General features: G+C 64.1%; 13 protein-coding genes and 1 pseudogene. 5 read left to right on the plus strand and 9 right to left on the minus strand.

The features are described from left to right. Positions 1-68: 68 nt before the first annotated feature. From K0M74_RS12920 to K0M74_RS12930, 3 genes are all read right to left on the minus strand, one after another. Positions 69-1,352, minus strand: coding sequence for an amidohydrolase family protein (locus K0M74_RS12920; RefSeq protein WP_293972987.1), 1,284 nt, complete (start codon positions 1,350-1,352; stop codon positions 69-71). Positions 1,353-1,465: 113 nt separating this feature from the next. After that, entirely contained in the window at positions 1,466-2,875 is a 1,410-nt protein-coding gene (locus K0M74_RS12925; RefSeq protein ID WP_293972990.1) for an amidohydrolase, read from the minus strand. Positions 2,876-2,878: 3 nt separating this feature from the next. Then, entirely contained in the window at positions 2,879-4,462 is a 1,584-nt protein-coding gene (locus K0M74_RS12930) for a peptide MFS transporter (protein WP_293972993.1), read from the minus strand. A 200-nt stretch (positions 4,463-4,662) separates the two neighbouring features. On the opposite strand from K0M74_RS12930, the gene K0M74_RS12935 reads away from it, so the two are divergent. Continuing rightward, complete coding sequence (locus K0M74_RS12935; RefSeq protein ID WP_293972996.1) at positions 4,663-5,244, plus strand: nitroreductase; 582 nt, start codon at positions 4,663-4,665, stop codon at positions 5,242-5,244. Between the two features lie 71 nt (positions 5,245-5,315). Further along, positions 5,316-5,663 (plus strand): GntR family transcriptional regulator, encoded by a 348-nt coding sequence (locus tag K0M74_RS12940; RefSeq protein ID WP_293972999.1) that lies wholly within the window; start codon positions 5,316-5,318, stop codon positions 5,661-5,663. Between the two features lie 232 nt (positions 5,664-5,895). Here K0M74_RS12940 and K0M74_RS12945 read toward each other — a convergent pair. From K0M74_RS12945 to K0M74_RS12965, 5 genes and pseudogenes are all read right to left on the minus strand, one after another. Next, a pseudogene (locus tag K0M74_RS12945) lies at positions 5,896-7,334 on the minus strand (IS1182 family transposase). An 81-nt stretch (positions 7,335-7,415) separates the two neighbouring features. Continuing rightward, positions 7,416-9,260, minus strand: a complete 1,845-nt coding sequence (locus K0M74_RS12950) for a tetratricopeptide repeat protein (RefSeq protein WP_293973002.1) — start codon at positions 9,258-9,260, stop codon at positions 7,416-7,418. Continuing rightward, complete coding sequence (gene prsR, locus K0M74_RS12955) at positions 9,261-10,637, minus strand: PEP-CTERM-box response regulator transcription factor (RefSeq protein ID WP_293973006.1); 1,377 nt, start codon at positions 10,635-10,637, stop codon at positions 9,261-9,263. Then, positions 10,634-12,784, minus strand: a complete 2,151-nt coding sequence (gene prsK, locus K0M74_RS12960) for an XrtA/PEP-CTERM system histidine kinase PrsK (RefSeq protein WP_293973009.1) — start codon at positions 12,782-12,784, stop codon at positions 10,634-10,636. The genes prsR and prsK overlap by 4 nt, the downstream gene beginning before the upstream one ends. Next, the gene (locus tag K0M74_RS12965) at positions 12,763-14,151 is read right to left on the minus strand and encodes a TIGR03013 family XrtA/PEP-CTERM system glycosyltransferase (RefSeq protein WP_293973012.1); all 1,389 of its coding nucleotides are present in this window, start codon (positions 14,149-14,151) and stop codon (positions 12,763-12,765) included. Before K0M74_RS12965 ends, prsK begins: the two co-directional genes overlap by 22 nt. 127 nt (positions 14,152-14,278) lie before the next feature. Here K0M74_RS12965 and K0M74_RS12970 point away from each other — a divergent pair, with 127 nt between their 5' ends. Then, on the plus strand, positions 14,279-15,313 hold the full coding sequence (locus K0M74_RS12970) for a mannose-1-phosphate guanylyltransferase (RefSeq protein WP_293973015.1): 1,035 nt from the start codon (positions 14,279-14,281) through the stop codon (positions 15,311-15,313). 12 nt (positions 15,314-15,325) lie between these two features. On the opposite strand, the gene K0M74_RS12975 is transcribed toward K0M74_RS12970, so the two are convergent. Then, positions 15,326-16,615: an HD-GYP domain-containing protein gene (locus tag K0M74_RS12975; protein ID WP_293973018.1), complete on the minus strand. Its 1,290-nt coding sequence runs from the start codon at positions 16,613-16,615 to the stop codon at positions 15,326-15,328. 184 nt (positions 16,616-16,799) lie between these two features. Here K0M74_RS12975 and K0M74_RS12980 point away from each other — a divergent pair, with 184 nt between their 5' ends. Both K0M74_RS12980 and K0M74_RS12985 read left to right on the plus strand, forming a co-directional pair. Further along, entirely contained in the window at positions 16,800-18,944 is a 2,145-nt protein-coding gene (locus K0M74_RS12980; RefSeq protein WP_293973021.1) for a catalase, read from the plus strand. A gap of 105 nt (positions 18,945-19,049) precedes the next feature. Further along, entirely contained in the window at positions 19,050-19,412 is a 363-nt protein-coding gene (locus tag K0M74_RS12985; protein WP_293973024.1) for a RidA family protein, read from the plus strand. Positions 19,413-19,608: the final 196 nt, after the last annotated feature.

Genomic DNA, 19,608 nt, shown 5'->3' on the forward strand with positions numbered 1-19,608 from the left:
GGGATCTCGCCGTTGCGTTTTGGCGCCACGTTGAGATCCCGGCCTTCGCCGGGATGACGGGTCATAGCTTACCGATCATAAGCCTTGGGCAAAGCACCCTCACTCGGCGTTGCATAACGGTCGCGCAGCCGATCTTGCCGCGTCGTCAGCGACTGTGCCTTGCCGTCGATCCAGATTGCGGTCGGGCGGCTGCCGAGTTCGAGTGGGTCGGTGTCCCACATCACGACGTCGCCGACGCGGCCCGGGCGTAGCGATCCGATGCTGGCTTCCATGCCGACCGCGCGCGCTGGAGCGCTGCTGATCGACGCAAAGGCCTGATCCCACGTCATCCCGCTGGCACCGGGCAGGCGCGCCAGCCCGACCAGATTGCCGGCATATTGCGTGGCATAGCCCATCTTGTGCGCGTCATCGTCGTCGAACACCCCGACCGACACATCGACCCCCGCGGCTTTCAGCCGTCCGGCGTTCGATTGCGTCGCACCCAGTTGCTCGAAACTCGACGGCAGGTCGGTCAGCGGCGACACCAGCACCGGCACCTTCGCCGCCGCCAGTTCGCGCGCGACCAGCCAGCCTTCGGTCACGCCAACCAGCACCAGCTTCAGTGCCGGAAACTCCTGCCGCAGCTTCAGCACATTGACGATGTCGGCGGCGCGGTCGACGCGCACGAACAGCGGTATGGTGCCGTTGATCACCTGCACCAGCGCATCGGCGTCGGCGCGCTGGATCATCGCGTCATTGCCCCATTCGGCGAGCGTTGCGGGATTGCGGGCATAGCTGCGCGCCGCGAGCAATTGTTCGCGGAACAACAGGAAGGTCGCGGCGCGGCTGCCCCCCGCCTTTGCCGATCCCGCCTCGCCAAACGCCACGAATTGCAGCGCGCGCGGCTTGGTCACCATGTCCATATCATCGGCCAGGTCGACGACCGCGCCCTGCCCGGCGAACAAATTGCTGCTCCCTCCGGGCGCGACAATGGCGCGGGTGACACCCGAGGCGCGATTGACCGCGACCGGCGATCCCATCGGATTGAGCGCGGGCGCGATATCGAGCCCCGCCGAAAAACGCGTCCGCGGCGCATTGCGATCGTTGGTGCCGGTCACCGCATCGACCTCGACCAGCCCGACGCGGCTGAACGCCGCAACGATTCCCGGCGTGACCCAGCGGCCCCCGGCATCGACGCGCTCGACGCCTGCGGGGACGGCGACGCCCGCGCCCGCGGCGACAACCTTGCCGCCGCGCACGACAACGGTGCCGCCCTCGATCGGCGCACTACCGTCACCGATGACGAGCTTGGCGTTGGTGATCGCTATGTCCTGTGCGGCAGCGGGCGCGGCAAGCGCCAAGGCTGCAACCAATGCGCCCCCCAACCCCGTTCGTGTCGAGCGAAGTCGAGACACGTTGGCGCAAACCTTCTCGTCCCTCGACTTTGCTTGGGACAAACGGACGGTAATGCTGCTCAGGAGCTTGCTCATTTCACATCTCCCTCGCCGGGCTGGCCCAGCTCGAAATCGCTCACCGGACGGCGCTTGGGATCCATGGCGTCGAACATCAGCGCCCCATCGATCCACACTTTTTCGGGCCGCGTATAGGCGCTGAACGGATTGCCGTTCCACAGTACCACGTCGGCCATCTTGCCGGGTTTGAGACTGCCCGTCTTGTCACCGATCCCCAGCGCTTTCGCGGGGTTGAAGGACAGCCAGGTCCACGCCACCTCGTCGCTGACGTCGATCCCCATGCGGCGCCCTGCGGCGCGCGCTTTCGCGGCTTCCTGATTGAGCCGCTGAATCTGATTGGCGTCGTCCGAATGGACGATCGTGCAGGCGCCCGCCTTGTACACCAGCGGGATATTCTCGTTCACGCTGTCATAGGCTTCCATCTTGAAGCCCCACCAGTCGGCCCACATCGCCGAACAAATGCCCTCTTTGGCAAGGATGTCGGCGATCTTGTAGCTTTCGACCGCATGGTGAAACGTCGATACCTTATAGCCGAATTCCTTCGACATATCGATCACCAGCGCCATTTCGTCGGCGCGATAGCAATGATTGTGGATCAGGATTTCGCCCGCCAGCACCCCGGCCAGCGTTTCCATCGCCAGATCGCGGTCGACGGCTTTGCCATCGTCCATCTTTTTCTTGTACGCCGCCGCCTTCTGCCACGTCGCGCGGTTGACCGCATAATTGCCCATGCGGGTCGAGGGCATCCTCCCCTTGCCGCCATAAACGCGCTTCGGATTCTCGCCGCACGCCATTTTCAGGCCATAGGGCGCGCCGGGAAACTTCATCCCCTGCACCGTGCGCGATGGCACATTCTTCAGCGTGACCGAGCGCCCACCCATCAGATTCGCGCTGCCGGGTAAGATTTGGAGTGCCGTGACGCCGCCATTCGCCAGCGCGCGGCTGAACCCGGGATCCTGCGGCCAGACGCTATGTTCAGACCAGACTTCGGGGGTCGTCGGCGACGTCGCTTCGTTACCGTCCGAATGCGCCTCGACGCTGGGCGAGGGATAATCACCCAGATGGCTGTGGATGTCGATCACCCCGGGGGTGACGAACTTGCCGGTGCCGTCGATGACGTCATAGTCGGCCGGGATCGCGATGTCGGCACCGCCGACGGACTCAACCTTGCCGCCGCCAAACAACACGACGCCATTGTCGATCCGCCCGCCTTCGCCGTCAAAGATCGTCACGCCCCGCACCGCGGTCGGCCGCCCGCCATAGGGGCGGTAGGTCGACGGATAGGGATCCTTGTTGAACTTGACCGGCTTTTCGGCGGCAGCGGGCTTGTCGCTGGCCGATTCTGCTTCGCCCCCCGTCGCTGCACAACCGAAAAGCGCCAGCGACACCGCAGCCAGCAGGCTGCCCTTCACACCGCGGATCATGGATTACGCTCCCTTGGGTGCAGGATGGACGCCCGCGGCCTGCGGTTCACCAATCTCGCCTTGTCCGGCCAGCTCGTCGCTGTCGCGTAGCGTGTCGAGGTGCATCAGTTTCTTGATCAGCGGCGATACCAGTATGACGAGGACACCAAAGCCGATCGCCCACAAACCGATGGTCTGATAAACGTCGAGCACTAGCTGCTTGCCCGCACCCTCGCCGCTCGCCTTTTCGGATCCCGTCGCCGACGCGATCAGACCCGCGGCGAAATTGCCGGTGGCCGATGCGAAGAACCAGGTTCCCATGATCAGCGACGCCATATGCGCCGGGGCCAGCCGGTTCATCGCGCTGAGACCCACCGGCGACAGGCACAGCTCGCCGGTCGTGTGGAGCAGATAGATCAGGAAGATGAACAGCACCGGCGTGGCACTACCGATACCCACCGCTTCGGCGCCCCATTTGAGGACAAGGAAGCCAAGGCCAAGCTGGAGCATCGCAAGGCCGAACTTCGCGGGTGCAGAAGGCTCCATGTTGCGGCGGCCGAGCCAAGTCCACAGCGCGGCGAACAGCGGCGCCAGCAGCACGATGTAACCGGCATTCAGCGACTGAAACACCGATGCAGGCACTCCGGCGCGATCGACGTAACGATCGGTGAACAGGTTGAGCGACGAACCCGCCTGTTCGAACAAGGCCCAGAACAGGATCGACCCCAGGATCAGGAACATCGCGGCAAAGATGCGGTCGCGGTCTTCGCGCGGCAGCTTCACCACCGCGGTAAAGATCACATAGGCGACCAGCGCGGCGCCTGCGACGCCCAGCAACGTGCCGACGACGCTTTGGTTCTGCACCATCCACCAGCACAGGCCCACGGCGACGAGGCCGACGAGGTAGATCAGCCACTCCAGCTTGATGCCCATAACCGGCGACGCCAGCTTGACGGGATCGGGCGCTTCGCCGCGGCCAAGCAGCAGCGGCTTACCCAGAATGAAGACGATCAGGCCGAGCAACATGCCGACACCAGCAGCGCCGAAGCCATAAGACCAGCCATAAGTCTCACCCAGATAACCGCAAAGCAGCGCACCCAGGAAGGCGCCAAGGTTAATCCCCATATAGAAGATCGTGTAGGCGCCGTCGCGGCGCACATCGGTGCGCGGATACAGCTGGCCGACGATCACCGAGATATTGGCTTTCAGGAAGCCCGAACCCACGATGATGAACGCCAGCGCCAGCCAGAAGATGTTGAGGCTGGCCGGATCCTGTCCGCCATTGCCCTCAAAACCCATGATGAAGTGACCAAATGTCAGCAACACCGCACCGTACAGCACCGCCTTTCGCTGTCCCAGCCATTTGTCCGCCAGATAGCCGCCGAGCACCGGGGTGATGTAAACGAGCGCGGTATAGGCCCCATAAATGACGCCCGATTCCCCGTCCGAAAACAGCCAGTGCTTGGTCAGGTAAAAGATCAGGAGGGCGCGCATTCCGTAATAGGAAAAACGCTCCCACATTTCGGCGAAGAAGAGGACGAACAGGCCCTTGGGATGGCCGAGGAAGGTTCCTGCGGCGTCTCCCGGTTGGGCATAGGCTTTGGTCATGTGCGACTTTTCCCTGGATATTGTTGGTTTGGGTGCCGTCGGTGCGGCCCGGTTGTGCGGCAACCTAACGCGAAAATTGCGTAAGGGAAGAATCTAATTGCGCCAGAAACTTTCTACAGCAACCCGCCGGTCGGGCCAATATCTATTGCGAATGGTTCGCAACACTTGCGCAGCGCCCCGGAAAAGGCCACATGGGCGCAATGTTCAACGACACCTCCTCGCTTCGCACCCACCTCGCCACTCGCCGCTCGGGCAAGGCGCGCGACATGGTCACGCCCGGCCCCGACGCAACGGAGTTACGCGACATCATCGCGCTGGCGCTGCGCACGCCCGACCATGGCAAGCTCGCGCCCTGGCGCATCGTCACCGTCGGCGCCGACCAGCGCGACGCGCTCGCCGCGCTTCTCAAAACGGCGTGGGTACAGGAAAACCCCGGCGCCGCCGGGCTCGACCTTTCGGCGCTCGACCAGTTCGCACATCAGGCGCCGACCTTGCTCGTGCTGCTGTCGACCCCCACCGTCGGCGCCAAGATCCCGGTATGGGAGCAGCAGATGTCGGCGGGCGCTGTCGGCATGAACCTGCTGCACGCCGCGCACGCCCACGGCTTTGTCGGCAGCTGGCTGACCGGCTGGGCCGCCTACAGCCCGCAAGTTGCCACGGCATTCGGCGCGGGCGACGGCGACACAATCGTCGGCTATTTCTTCATCGGCTCCCCTGCCCGCCCGCTCGACGAGCGGCCACGTCCCGAATATGACGACGTTGTTCTCGCTTGGGAAATTTAGTTACGTCGTGACGATCGGCTTTGTAATAAGCGGCGTTTGACTGTGCTGCTGTCTTATGGCATTAAGGCGGCATGCTCGATCAATCCAAACCCGTATATCAGCGTCTGCGCGACGTCATCGCCAACGCGATCCTCGACGGCACTTTCCGCGATGGTGACATGCTCCCGTCGGTCCGCTCGCTCGCCGCCGAAGAAGGCGCCAATCCGCTGACCGTCGCCAAAGCCTATCAGACCTTTCAGGATGAAGGGCTCGTCACAGTCAAGCGCGGTGTCGGCATGTTCGTCGCTGAAGGCGCCACCGAACGGCTGCGCACCCTGATGCGCGAAGATTTCCTGACCAACGTCTGGCCCCCCGTCGCCGACCAGATGCACCGTATCGGCCTTGATGCGCGGACATTGCTGGATTTGACCGAGGCTTGATCCGTCTGTCCGTTTTGGGGCGGTGAGCGGCCCTCATGTGTTCGTCACCCCGGACTTGATCCGGGGTCCAAGCGGCCTTGCACCGGCCTACGCTGAGAGGGCGGATGGATCCTGGATCAAGTCCGGGATGACGAGAGTGTAGGTCCGCAATTGGTCGAGGCTGTGTAAAAACGCATTGTCTCGTCAGGATTTTGTCGAGATCCCTGGCGCGTGATCGCTTGATGTCGGGCGATCATGCCCGGATCGCTTGGATCAGGGGCTGGCCCCCGAAGATCCGGATCATTCTCTTGATATTGTAGGCGAGAACCGAGAGGCTCATCTCGGTTCTGACCTTTTCGAGGCTTTTTGTGAGGATATGGGCGCTACTCGTCCATGACTTCAGCGTTCCGAACACATGTTCGACGGTGCGTCGCCGGACAAGCATCGCGTCGGGCATTTGGTCAAGCCTGGCCTGCATGGCGTCGAGGACCCCCTCATGCTCCCAGCGCTTCAGTCGCTTTGTCCTTTCAGGCGTGCAGCGCGGCCTGAGGGCGCAGGAATGGCAAGCGACCAGATACGATAATGGCTGATATCATCGCGCTTGTCGGATCGCGTGCTGCTCTTGGTCAGCATGGCGCCGGCAGGGCAGGTATAATGGTCCTGCTCGAGATCGTAGACAAAGTCGTGACGGCTGAACATGCCGGTTTTGATGCTAATCGCGGAGTGTGATTTTGGAATGCACGTAAGCACGCCCGTTCCATCGCAGGCCAGCAGCTGATCTCCGCTATAATAGCCGCGATCGGCGACGACGGTCAGGGTGTCGACGCCCATGGCATCTTTGGCGTTCAGCCCCATTGGCACGAGCTGGGCGCGGTCATTGCCTTCGGTGATCACTTCATGGGCGACGATCAGGTGATGCGTGGTGTCAACCGCAGCTTGCAGATTATAGCCTACGATACCCGTCCCGCGACCGCTGCTGTTCATCGAGCGCGCATCGGGGTCGGTGAGCGACACCTGATGGTCGGGAGAGGCTTCGACCTGAGCTTCCATTTCCTTCAGAAACTGCATGTGACGGTGCGAACCGGCAAGCTTCTCCTTAATCCGATCGGTTCTAGCTTCAGCGACATCGCCGGGCTCGCGGTCCGCCCGGTCGAGCGCGGCCAGGTAGCGCTCGATGCTGGCATCCACTTGCTCGATCCGCCTGGCGACCTTGTTCGCCGTGAAATTGCGATCCCGGGTGTTGACCGCTTTGAATTTGCTGCCATCGACCGCGACCACCGCCTGACCAAACAGACCCAACGACCTGCACAACATGACGAACTGGCGGCATACTGCCCTAAGCGCAGGCCCATTATCACAACGAAAGTTAGCAATGGTCTTGAAGTCGGGCGCTAGACGCCCGGTCAGCCACATCAGCTCGATATGGCGCTGGGCTTCACGCTCGAGCCGCCGGCTCGACTGAATGCGATTCAGATAACCATAGAGATAAATCTTGAGCATCGTTGATGGGTGATAAGCCGGGCGCCCGGTCTCGGCGGGCGTCGCTCCGGAAAAACCCAACGCGTGAAAATCAAGCTCGTCGATAAACGACTCGACCACCCGAACCGGGTTGTCATCAGATACGTAATCATCCAGCGATGCAGGTAGTAGAAAATCCTGCCGGCGGTCTGCACCTTCAACGAAACGGCCCATCTCAATGCCTCCCGCAAAATCGGGGGAATAGTAGCATATCCTCGCGTTTTCACACAGCCTCGGTCGGAAGTCGCCTTTCCCTTAACGCCCCACCTGCGCCGCCTTATCACGCAAATCCGCCGCCGCCTGCCGATTGCCGCGCTTCGCTAACAGATCGGCGTATATCCGCATGATCCCCGCATTCAGCGGCTGCAATCGATACGCCCGGTCGATCAACGCCAGCGCGCGGACATCGTCGCCCTTGGCCGCCCACGCCTGGGCCAGATCGCGCAGGATCACGACATCGCGGTCGCCGATCCGCGCGCGCACGCGCTCGAAATGCCCGATCGCCTCGTGCCAATGCGCCAGGTCCATCGCCAGGTGCCCGGCGAGCCGGTCGGCGGCGATGCTTGACGGCTGGCTGTCGCGCAGCGCCAGAATTGCGGCGCCCGACCCCGCCGCATCTCCCGCTCGGAACAGCGCATTGGCCAGCCTTAACGTAGAACGCTCACTCGCATCCAGGTCGCGCGCGGCGCGATACGCCTGCACCGCCAGATCGAACCGCCCGCCCGCCAGCGCCGCATCTCCCAGCAGGATATGCGCGTCGGCCACCCCGCGATTGGCTTCGCGCAGCCGCACCGCGCGCGCGACGGCGCGGTCGCCGTGGCCGCGCAATATGTCGTCGGCAATCGCCGGAATCGCCACCACCGGGTTCAGCGGCTCGGCATCGGCCGCCTGGGTTAGCACGCCATAGTCATAATTCGCCGCAAACGGCTCTGCCTCGCCGCGCGTTAATGTCGCCGCGCGCGCCAGATAGTCGGCAGCCTCGCCGCGCCGGTCCAGTTCGCTCGCCGCCCGCGCCGCGAGCAACAACGACCAGCTATCGGCGTCGGGCCGGTCGACGATCGGCAGCAACGACTCGATCGCGCCATCGGCGTCGCCATCGGCCCAGTTGGCCGCCGCCAATATGCGTCGTGCGGTGAAATTATAAGGTTGTTCAACGAGCAGCCGGTCCGCCCAGGTCGCCGCCACCGCCTCGCCGCCCAGTTCCAGTTCGACCACCGCGCTCAGCAGCATGAAGCCCGGCTCGCCGTCGATCGCGCCGCGCGTGCGCTGGAGCAGGCTGCGCGCCAGCCGGTAATTGTCGGCGCGCGCCGCGAGCACCGCTTGCAGATAATAGATCCGCGGCTCGCCCGGCACGACCGTCGCCGCACGACGCAGCGCGACCAGCATATCGCGATAGCGCCCGAGGTCGCCCAGCGTCGCCGCTTGGTCGATCAACGCGCTGGTATTGTCCGGATCGGCCGCGAGCGCCCGGTCATACCAGGGCAGCGACGCCTTCAACCCTTCCTCGGTGCGGATCAGATTGGCCTTATACGCCAGCGCCGCGCTGTTCGACTTGTCCAGCTCGATCGCATAATCGACCGCATCGCGCGCGCCCGCGGTGTCGGCATTGGCATCGCGAAAGCGCGCGACGTCGACCCACAGCCCGGAATTGCGCGGCAATTCACGCACCGCGCGGTCATAGGCATCGCGCGCCGCATCCAGGTCGCCGTTCGACAAATGGACATCGCCCGCGACCCATGCCGCCTCGCCGATCATTTCGGGGATGATCTCATCCCCATCGATGGTTTCCAGCGCGCGCTGCCCCTCGCCCTGCATCGCAAAGGCGCGTGCGAGCAGTGGCCGTAGCGCTGCAACATTACCGCCCGCGCTAATCGCGCCGTTCACCGCAGCTTCGGCACCAACCCCATCGCCCAGCTTAATCGCGACGCGCGCCAGTTCGACGCGCTCGGCAATCGCTTGCGGATTATCGGTAATCGCGTCCTGCAATTCGGCGCGGCGTTCCAGCGATGCCCCGCGCGGCGCATCCGAACGCGCCTCGCCGCATCCGGCCAGCGGCACCGCCAGCAACAGCGCGCCGATCCAGAAACGGCGAAAGCCCATTCAGGCCTGCATCCGATATTGCTTGAGCAGATCGTACAGCGTCGGGCGACTGATCCCGAGCAGCTTGGCAGCCGCCGAGATATTGCCCTCGCTCTGCGTCATCGCCCGGCGGATCGCGACGCGGTCGGCGGCCTCGCGCGCGCTGCGCAGGTTAAGCCAGGCTTCGTCGCCATCCGCGGCGCCGTTCGCCAGATCAAGGTCGTCTTTCATCACCAGCTTGCCGTCGGCCATGATCACCGCGCGCTTGATCCGGTTTTCCAGTTCGCGGACATTGCCCGGCCATCGTCCCTCATCGATCGCCTGCAACGCATCGGGCGCAAAACCGCGCACCGCGGGGTTCATGGCAGGCGCATATTGATGCAGGAAATGCCGCGCCAGCAGCACCGCGTCGCCCGGACGTTCGGCGAGCGATGGGATCTTCACCACCATCTCCGCAAGCCGATAATAGAGATCGTCGCGAAAGCTCTGCTCGGCGATCATCGCGTCGAGGTCGCGGTGCGTCGCGCACACGATGCGGGTGTCGACCGCGATCGGCTTGCGCCCGCCGATTCGTTCGATCGTGCGCTCCTGCAAAAAGCGCAGCAATTTGACTTGCAGCGGCAGCGGAATGTCGCCGACTTCGTCGAGGAAGAGCGTCCCGCCATGCGCCAGCTCGATCTTGCCTTCGGTCATTTTGACTGCGCCGGTGAACGCGCCCTTTTCATGCCCGAACAATTCGCTTTCGAGCAGATTTTCGGGGATCGCAGCGCAGTTGATCGCCACAAACGCCCCATCGCGCCGTCCGCTCGCTTCATGCAGTCCGCGCGCCAGCAATTCCTTGCCTGTGCCGCTCGCGCCGAGCAGCATCACACTGACGTCCAGATTGGCGACCCGCTCGATCGTCCGCGCGACCTTTTGCATTTCGGGCGCGCCGGTGATCATCCCGCCGAGGACGCGATTGTCGCTGCTCCCCTGCTGCGCCAGCCGCGCATTTTCGACCTCGAGCTCGCGGACATGAAACGCCCGCCGCACGATCAACCCCAGCTCGTCAATGTCGATCGGCTTCTGATAGAAATCCCACGCGCCGCTGGCGATCGCCGCCAGCGCGCTGGCGCGTTCGCCATGCCCCGACACCACGATCACCTTGGTATCCGGCTTTGCCTCGAGGATCGCCGACAGCGTCCGGAACCCTTCGCGCGTTCCGTCGGGATCGGGCGGCAACCCCAGATCGAGCGTCACCACCTCGGGTTCTTCGGCGCGCAGCAATTCGATCGCAGAATCATGGTCGCCCGCAATAAGCACCTGATAATCATCATACGCCCATTTGAGCTGCGTCTGCAGCCCCGGGTCATCCTCGACCACCAGCAATTTGCGGATATTGGCGCCGCTTTCGCTCATTGCGATGCTACTTTCATCATCGGGGTGTCGACGTTGGCTTGCGCATCGGCGAGCGGCAACCACAGGGTAAAGCTACTGCCTTTGCCGGGTTCGCTATCGACCTCGATCGCGCCCCCCATCGCCTGTGCGATGTTGAGCGCTTCAAACGCCCCCAGCCCGAACCCGCCGTCCTTGGTCGATACAAAGGGCTTGAACAATTCGTCGCGAATGAAGGCGCGCGTCATGCCGCTGCCCTGATCGATCACGTCGATGCGCGCGCGGCCATGTTCGGACACCGCGACCACCTGCACCGGCGAATCCGGCGTCGAGGCGTCGATCGCATTGGCGACCAGATGCTGGACAATCTGCCGTACCGACGCCGCGTCCGCCCACGCCGCCAGTCCCGCCTGACAGCCGATGAACAGCGCGCGGCGCGGCCGCGCTTCGGCGGCGATGTCGTTCAATATCGGCTCGATCAAAACGCGCCCCGCCTCCGCCGTCGCCCCGCGCTCGCGCGGTGCGAGCCGCACCAGCAGGTCGCTCAGCCGTCCCGCCGAAATCTTCAGCGTTTCGACCATGTCGGCGCGAAACTCAGGCTTGTCGGCATGGCGTTCGGCATTGCGCGCCAGCAGACCGATCTGGCTCGCGAGATTTTTGATGTCGTGCATGATGAAAGCAAAACGGCGATTGAATTCGTCGAACCGCCGCGCCTCCGACAACGCCTCCTGGCTTTGCGATTCGGCCAGATAACTCGCCGCTTGCTGCCCCGCGATGCGCAACACATCCAGATCTTCCCAGTCGAGTGCGCGCGACACCGGCGGGCGGTGCAGCACGACGACCGCGATCATGCGTCGAAAATGCAGAATCGGTACAACCACCCATGCGCGTGGGTCGGTCAGCAGCCAGGCGGGCAGCGCAAAATCGTCGCTGCCTTGCCCTTCCCCCACTTGCCCGCGCCGCTGCGCATCCAGGTCAACGATGTGCCGCGTCTCCTGCAACATGAACGCCGACCGCAGCGACAGCGTCGCATCATCTCCGTTGACATCGACCGGCCAATGCCATTGCTCGGCAACGCCAAAGCTGCCCGCGGCGGTCGGCAGCATCAACAGCGCGCCGGGGCTACCTGTCAGCTCGGCCAGCGCCTTGGCGACGCGGCGATGCAGGTTGCGATCATCCTCGTCCCCATCCCCTTTGGCGCCCTGACCCAGCGTCGCGGTGAAACGCATCCACTCGGTGCGATAATCATAGCGATGCTCGAAAAAATGCTTCGAGATCATCACCGACAGCCACGCGCGCACCCGCGCCGAGACGATCAGCAGCCCGCCTGCCCCCAGCGCGACGACCAGCGACGCGCCTTGGGCAAATGCGGCATAATCACCACCGACCAGCCGCGCGATGGCGCCGGTCAACCCGATGACGATCAGATAGGCAGCAGCGCCGAGGAGGACTAGCGTTCGCATCGCCGCCGTCCGCGACAACCGCATCCGCTCGCGCCCGATATCCATCGCCGCGACGACATAAGTCGGCAGGGTGAGCAGCACGACCGCGGGCAGCAGCTCGATCAGCGTCGATGCCCGCTTGCCGGTCAACGCACCGATCAGCTGCAAATTGAGCTCATACGCCCACAGCATCGCGAACCCGCCCGCGACCGCCATCACCGGCATCCGCAATCCGGCGCTGGCGTGGCGGACCCCGCTATCGACGATCAGCAGTCCGCCGACCGCAACGATCATCGCCGCGAGGATGAGCGTTGGCGCCATCCACGGCTCCGCTTCCGCCCCGGCGTACCAGTGCGCGACGGCGCCCAGCACCAGTCCCAGCGCAGCAATCGTCATCAGCATCCGCAGGATCAGTCGCAGCGGCCGCGTCATCGGTGCCGCTGCCGTCCAGAAGGTCGCGCTCAGCCATCCCAGCATCGCGAGGTCGCGCAGCGTTTGCACGACAAATGCCTGCGACGATCCCGACCCGAACAGCGGCAGCGACGCGCACCACAGTGCCGTGGCCGCAGCCGCCAGCGTCAACAGCCGCGGCGCCGGCATCAGCGCCGCCATCCGCGCTTTGGGTCGCGCCAGCAACCACAGCGCAACGACTGCAAAGCCGACCAGTGCCAGCACCGACAGGATTTCGGACAGACCGGTCAGCACGATCAGCGCGCCCCGTCGGGCCACAGCACGACGCGCACCGTCTGGAGCAGGATCAGCAAATCGAGGAAGGGCGAGTAATTTTTTGCGTAATAGAGGTCGTATTCCAGCTTGACCCGTGCATCCTCGACCGACGCGCCATAGGGGTAATTGATCTGCGCCCAACCGGTCAGCCCTGGCTTCACCATATGCCGCTCGGCATAATAGGGCATTTTTTGCTCAAGTTCTTCGACGAAGCTGGGCCTTTCAGGGCGCGGTCCGACAAAGCTCATCTCGCCCTTCAGCACGCACCACAGCTGCGGCAGTTCGTCGATCCTGAGTTTGCGAATGACCCGCCCGACACGGGTGATACGCGGATCATTCTCGCTCGCCCACACCGCCTTGCCCGCGGCCTCGGCATCGGTGCGCATCGACCGGATCTTGTAGATGTCATAGGGCTCACCGAACAGGCCGACGCGCGGCTGGCGATAAAAAACCGGACCGCGACTGTCGAGCACCACGGCAATCCCCGCGACGAGGATCAGCGGCAGCCCGACGACCAGCACGATCAGGCTGGCGACGATGTCGAACAACCGTTTGCCGACCTTTGAAATCCGCTGTCCCGCCGAAAAGCCGTCCGAAAAAATCAGCCCGCTGGGGTTCGTCGTCGCCAGATCGACGCGCCCCGTCTCTCGCTCGATAAAGCTCGCGATGTCGTTGACGTGCACCCCGGTCGTCTTGACGCGTAGCAGGTCGTTCAGCGGCAGTGCATTGCGCCGCTCCTCAAGCGCCAGCACGACCTCGCCCGCGCGCAGCATCACGACATGCTCGGACAGATTGGGAATCGCCTCGCGCGGTACCGCGCTGGCGACCTTTTTCTCAGCGCCGCTCATCGCGACAAAGCCGACAATCTCCAGCCCGCTGCCCGGTTCATCCGCCAGCGCCGCCAGCCGCGCCGCGCGCGCGCCTGCGCCCAGCACCAATATCCGGCGCCGAAACGCCTCGGCCCCCGCCGACTGGGTCAGCGCCAGCCGGATCACGAACAACGCCGCAATCGCCAATGCCATCGCATACAGACTGTTCGCACGCCACAAAGTCGCGGTCGGCAACAGAAACCCCAGCACCGACAGGAAAATCACCCCGAGCGAAATCGCCGCGAGCAGCCGCGCGGTGGCAAAACGCATCGAGCGCAGCCCTTCGTTGCCGTACATCCCGGTCGCCATCATCGCGAGCGAGTTGGACACCGCAAACGTCATCAGCGGCAGCCAGCGGTCGGCGAGCGGCCCGGCATCGAACCCCGCATAATTGGCATAGAAATGCCACGCCGCCTCGGCCGAACCGAGCAACGCCAGAAATTCGATCAGCGCCAGCCAGACGACGGCGTGCGGTACATAATGTTTGAACAGCCGGAACATGGTAAAACGGGCAACCCTTTCGCGTCGCGCAATACTACACCCGAGGCGTCAACTGTCGGTTAATTTTACACTTATGATGCGCGCAATCGGGGATGACCTGCTGCGCCCAAGGCGATAGACCGACGCGATGACCAACATCATTCAACCCGTCATCCTGTGCGGCGGCGCCGGAACGCGGCTGTGGCCGGAATCGCGCGGACAGCTTGCCAAGCAGTTCCTGCCGCTTACCGGCGCGCAAAGCCTGTTTCAGCAAACGGTGCAGCGCACTCCGGCGGGCGCCGCGTTCCTACCCCCCGTCATCCTGTGCGGCGACGCCCATGTCACCGCGGTGCGCGACCAACTGGGCGCGCACCAAGCTTCACTCATCGTCGAACCGATGCCGCGCAACACCGCCGCCGCCATCGCCCTCGCGGTCGCGCGCGCCGACGCCGACACGCTGCTGCTGGTGATGCCGAGCGACCATGTGATCGCCGATGTCGCCGCCTTCCACGCCGCGATCGCCAAGGGGGCACGGCTGGCGCAGCAGGACTGGATCGTTACCTTCGGCATCAACCCCGATGCCCCCGAAACCGGCTTCGGCTATATCGCCAGTGGCGCGGCGCTGGGCGACGACGGCTTCGCAGTCGACCGCTTCATCGAAAAACCGCAGCTGGCCGATGCCCAGAAGATGCTTGCCGCGGGCGGCTACAGCTGGAATGCCGGCATCTTCCTGTTCCGCGCCGGACGGATGCGCGACGCGATGCTCACCCACTGCCGCGCGATTTTCGAAGCCGCCGACCGCGCCGTCGCGGCCGGGATGATCGACGGCGATGCACTCTACGCCGATGCCGTCCATTTCTCGCAGGCCCCGTCGGACTCGATCGATTATGCGGTGATGGAAAAGGACGACCGCGTCGCCGTCGTCCCCGCATCGATGGGCTGGTCCGATCTTGGCAGCTGGCAGGCGGTCCACACCCTCGCGCCCAAGGACGCCGCGGGCAACGCCGTGACCGGTGACGCCTTCCTCCACGACAGCCATGGCAACCTCGTCCGCACTGGCGGCAAGCGCGTGTCGCTGGTCGGCATGGACCATGTCGCGGTGATCATCGACGGCGACGATATCCTCGTCATGCCGCTGGATCGCTCGCAAGACGTCCGCGCCGCTGCCAAGGCGCGCGAATAGCTTTCCCGATTTTTAGCGGGTCGCGGCCTCGGTATCCGCTGCCATTACCCGCGCCACCGTGGCCGGCCAATCGTCGAAGCGCCAGAATTTTTGGCTGGCGCGGCCGATGATCCGCGGCTCGCGTGTCGTCGGTCCGATTTCGCAGTCGAAGGGCGGAACTTCGGCCAGCAGGTCGCAGTCGAAAAATACCCGCACCGCCATCGCCTCGCCATTTTCACCCGCGCTGCCCGTGACGATGCCCAGCGTCCCGCTCGACAGCGTCACTAGCGTGCCGACCGGAAAAATGCCCAGACTGTCGGCGAACTGGTCGAGCAATGCCGGGTCGAAATGGCCTGCCCAGCCCTGCATCGCAGTCAGCGCCTCGCACGGCGACCACGCGGCCTTGTACGGCCGGTCCGACGTCACCGCGTCATAGACGTCGCAGATTGCGCCCATCCGCGCATAGAGCGACAGCTCGTCGCCCCCCAGCCCGCCCGGATAGCCCGTGCCGTCCATCTTTTCATGGTGGCGCAGGCACACTTCGAACGCCGCCGCCGGAATGTCCTGCGATTTCATCAGAAACGCGTGGCCGGCCTCGGGGTGAACCTCGACCGCGCTGCGTTCGCACGTCGTCAGCTTGCCGGGCTTGAACAACACATCGTCGGCGATCGCGACCTTGCCCACATCGTGCAGCAACCCCGCGACCCCCAGCGCCTGCACGTCGGCCTCGTCCAGCTTCAGGTGGCGGGCGAAATTGATCATCAGCGCGCAGACGGCGACCGAATGGAGATAAGTATATTCATCCTTCTGCTTCAGCCGCACCAGGTCGATCATCGCGCGTGACTGGCGGGTGATCGATTTGCCGACCGCCTCGGCCAGCGATGCCATCCGCCGCGCTTCGACCGCGCGGCCCATTCTGGCGGCGCCGAACAGATCGACCACCGCCTGCTTCGATTTTGCGACAAGGCGCTCGGCGCGGCGGCGCTCCTGCGCGTAGCTCGCGGGCCGCACCGGACGCTCGCGTGGCGGCGGCGCAAAGATGTTTGCGCGCCGCCGCTCGATTCCGCGATACGGCGGCGCCAGGCCGCGCGCCGATAGGCGGCGATCGTCGCGAAGGACGTCGGCGGCGGCGCCGGGTGCCATCCGGCTGCGACTGCGATCGACGATCACCGCGTTGACCCCCGATGCGCGAATCCGCGCCAACTGGTCGGCGGTCTCGATCAAAAACCGGCTGCGCCAGAACGGATGGTCGATCCACCGCCCGTCGAACGCATCGACGAACATGCCGATTTCGACCTGTTCGGGTTTGAGATGAAGCAACATGGGTCCGGTCCTGTTCGGGTGGCTGCGACAGCCCCGACATTCGATTAACGTCCGGAATGGATGATATTTTAGCCAAGGCCGCACCCAAGTTTTCAAGCCATGCAAACTTTGCCCGCCGCTTATGCAACCGCCCCCGAAGCGGCGGGTTGATAGGTTGTCGCCTTCCGCGGCGGAAGGACGACCGATGCCCAAAAAACCTGCCCCCTCGCCCGCCACCGACAACCAGCTGCACGATCACCAGCCCGGGGCCGGACGGCCTGCCTTCGCGACCGAGCAAGGCAATGGCGGAGAGCTGCACCAAACCGCCTCCGACGGTGCCGACCCCGCCGCCTTTCTCACCGACAACTTCGGCCATCGCATCGCCGACAACCAGAACTCGTTGCGCGCCGGCGAACGCGGGCCGACCCTGCTCGAGGATTTTGTCCTCCGCGAAAAAATCTTCCACTTCGATCATGAACGGATTCCCGAACGCATCGTCCACGCGCGCGGTTCGGGCGCGCATGGCGTCTTCGAATGCACCAAGGCGATCCCGGGCCTGACCAAGGCGTCGATCTTTCAAACCAAAGGTGCAAGCTGCCCGGTGTTCGTCCGCTTCTCGACCGTCGCCGGCGGCGCCGGGTCGGTCGACACCCCGCGCGATGTGCGCGGCTTTGCGGTCAAGCTCTATACCGATAGCGGCAATTGGGATCTCGTCGGCAACAACATCCCCGTCTTCTTCATTCAGGACGCGATGAAATTCCCCGACCTCGTCCACAGCGTCAAGATGGAGGCCGACCGCGGCTATCCGAAGGCCGCCAGCGCACACGACACCTTCTGGGACTTCATCGGCCTGATGCCAGAGGCGATGCACATGATCATGTGGGCGATGTCCGACCGCACGATCCCGCGCAGCTTCCGCATGATCGAGGGCTTTGGTGTCCACACCTTCCGCTTCGTCAATGAAAAGGGCGACGGCAAATTCGTCAAATTTCATTGGAAACCCGTACTCGGCATCCAGTCGACGACGTGGGACGAGGCGGTCAAGATCGCCGGGGCCGACCCCGATTTCCACCGCCGCGACCTGTTCGAGGCGATCGATGCGGGCGATTTCCCGGCGTGGGATCTCGGCATCCAGGTCTTCGACGAGGCCTTTGCCGCCAAGCAGCCTTATGACGTGCTCGACGCGACCAAGTTGATCCCCGAAGAAGATGTACCGGTCGAGATCGTCGGCCGCATGACGCTCAACCGCAACGTCGACAATTTCTTCGCCGAAACCGAACAGGTCGCCTTCCTGCCGTCGAATATCATCCCCGGTATCGATTTCAGCAACGATCCGCTGCTCCAGGGCCGGCTCTTTTGCTATCTCGACACGCAAAAGTCGCGGCTGGGCACGACCAATTTCCACCAGATCCCGATCAACGCGCCCAAATGCCCGTTCCACAATTTCCAGCGCGACGGCATGATGCAGACGCTGGTCCCGACCGGGCGCGCCAATTACGAGCCCAATAGTTTGGCCGAAGCGGGCGAGAACGGCGGGCCGCGTCCCAGCCCCGCGACGGGCTTCAATACCTTCACCACCAACGACGAACGCAACGACCCGACCCAGAAGCTCCGCGTCCGCGCCGAATTCTTCGCCGATCATTTCAGCCAGGCGCGGATGTTCTACCTGTCGCAGACCGAAAATGAGCAAGCGCATATAGCCTCGGCGCTCGTCTTTGAACTGTCAAAGGTTTTGCTCGATCACGTCCGCGTCCGCGTCGTCGGCCAATTGCGCAACATCGACGAAGACCTTGCCAAGCGCGTCGCCGACGGCCTGGCGATCGACCTTCCCGCCAAGGAAAAGGCGGCGCGAGCGCCGGTCGATCTCAAACCCTCCGACGCGCTATCGATCCATAAGAACGCCGACGACACGATGGAGGGCCGCAAGGTCGCGATCCTGTTTGCCGAAGGATCGGACAAGGCGGCAATCGACGCACTGAAAGCCACGATCGAAAAGGCGGGCGGCACCGCCTTCCTCGTCGCGCCCAAGGTCGGCGGCATCAAGGTCAAGGGCGGCACGCTCAAGGCCGACGGCCAGCTCGCCGGATCGCCCTCGGTATTGTTCGACGCGGTCGCGTCGATCCTGACCAAGGAACAGGCAACGCTGCTGTCGAAACAGAGCGCCGCGGTGCAATGGTTCATGGACGCCTTTGGCCATTGCAAGACGATCGCCCACGACGAAGCCACACAGATTCTGCTCGACAAGGCGGGCGTGGAAAAAGACGGCGGCATCGTTGCGCTCGATGATTTCGCCAAGGTTGGTACCCGGCGCCATTGGGCGCGCGAAGCCAAGGTGCGCGATCTGGCCTGACGGGAAATCGAGCGAACCGGGACGATTGGGAATATCGCACGCCCCGCGCGTGCGATATTCCCCGCGACCACGGGCATCGCGCCCGATCGAGTTGGGAGCCATCGAATGACGTCGCCAAATGTCCGCGCCCCGCATTATTCACCCTTCACGCGCGGCGCTGGCCTGATCTTCACATCGGGCCAGTTGCCGCTGCGACCGGGCCGCGACACTTCGCTGGCCAGCGCGTCGTTCAAGGAACAGGCGCAGCAGGCGCTCGCCAATTTGCAGTCGGTCCTCGGCGATGCTGGGGCCGACCTGTCGCAGGTGGTCAAGACGACCGTCTATCTCAGCGATATGGCCGACTGGCCCGAACTCGACGAAGTGTACGGCCAATTTTTCGGCGTGGCGCGTCCGGCGCGGAGCGTGGTGCCAACGGGGCCACTGCACTTTGGTTTCCGGATCGAAATCGAGGCGATTGCGTTGGCTTGATTTGAGGAAGCGGCATATCTGCCGCCCCATAAGTTCCGCTTCTTATTTCGTCATCCCGGCGGAGGCCGGGGTGTCGGCGGGGGGGTGTTGCGGGAGGGTCAGATACCGGCCGTCGGCGGGGTGGCGATGGGAATGATGGGTCGGGGCGTTATCAAAGCCGCCCCCCCCCGCCGACACCCCGGCCTCCGCCGGGATG

The sequence above is a fragment of the Sphingopyxis sp. genome (assembly GCF_019459305.1).
GTDB lineage: Bacteria > Pseudomonadota > Alphaproteobacteria > Sphingomonadales > Sphingomonadaceae > Sphingopyxis.

Excerpts from the sequence above, each read along its gene's own strand:
- K0M74_RS12985 (WP_293973024.1), top strand. The coding sequence starts at position 19,050 with ATGACGTCGCCAAATGTCCGCGCCCCGCATTATTCACCCTTCACGCGC.
- K0M74_RS12975 (WP_293973018.1), bottom strand. The coding sequence starts at position 16,615 with ATGTTGCTTCATCTCAAACCCGAACAGGTCGAAATCGGCATGTTCGTC.
- K0M74_RS12935 (WP_293972996.1), top strand. The coding sequence starts at position 4,663 with ATGTTCAACGACACCTCCTCGCTTCGCACCCACCTCGCCACTCGCCGC.
- K0M74_RS12970 (WP_293973015.1), top strand. The coding sequence starts at position 14,279 with ATGACCAACATCATTCAACCCGTCATCCTGTGCGGCGGCGCCGGAACG.
- K0M74_RS12950 (WP_293973002.1), bottom strand. The coding sequence starts at position 9,260 with ATGGGCTTTCGCCGTTTCTGGATCGGCGCGCTGTTGCTGGCGGTGCCG.
- K0M74_RS12940 (WP_293972999.1), top strand. The coding sequence starts at position 5,316 with ATGCTCGATCAATCCAAACCCGTATATCAGCGTCTGCGCGACGTCATC.
- K0M74_RS12980 (WP_293973021.1), top strand. The coding sequence starts at position 16,800 with ATGCCCAAAAAACCTGCCCCCTCGCCCGCCACCGACAACCAGCTGCAC.
- K0M74_RS12965 (WP_293973012.1), bottom strand. The coding sequence starts at position 14,151 with ATGTTCCGGCTGTTCAAACATTATGTACCGCACGCCGTCGTCTGGCTG.
- prsR (WP_293973006.1), bottom strand. The coding sequence starts at position 10,637 with ATGAGCGAAAGCGGCGCCAATATCCGCAAATTGCTGGTGGTCGAGGAT.
- K0M74_RS12925 (WP_293972990.1), bottom strand. The coding sequence starts at position 2,875 with ATGATCCGCGGTGTGAAGGGCAGCCTGCTGGCTGCGGTGTCGCTGGCG.
- K0M74_RS12930 (WP_293972993.1), bottom strand. The coding sequence starts at position 4,462 with ATGACCAAAGCCTATGCCCAACCGGGAGACGCCGCAGGAACCTTCCTC.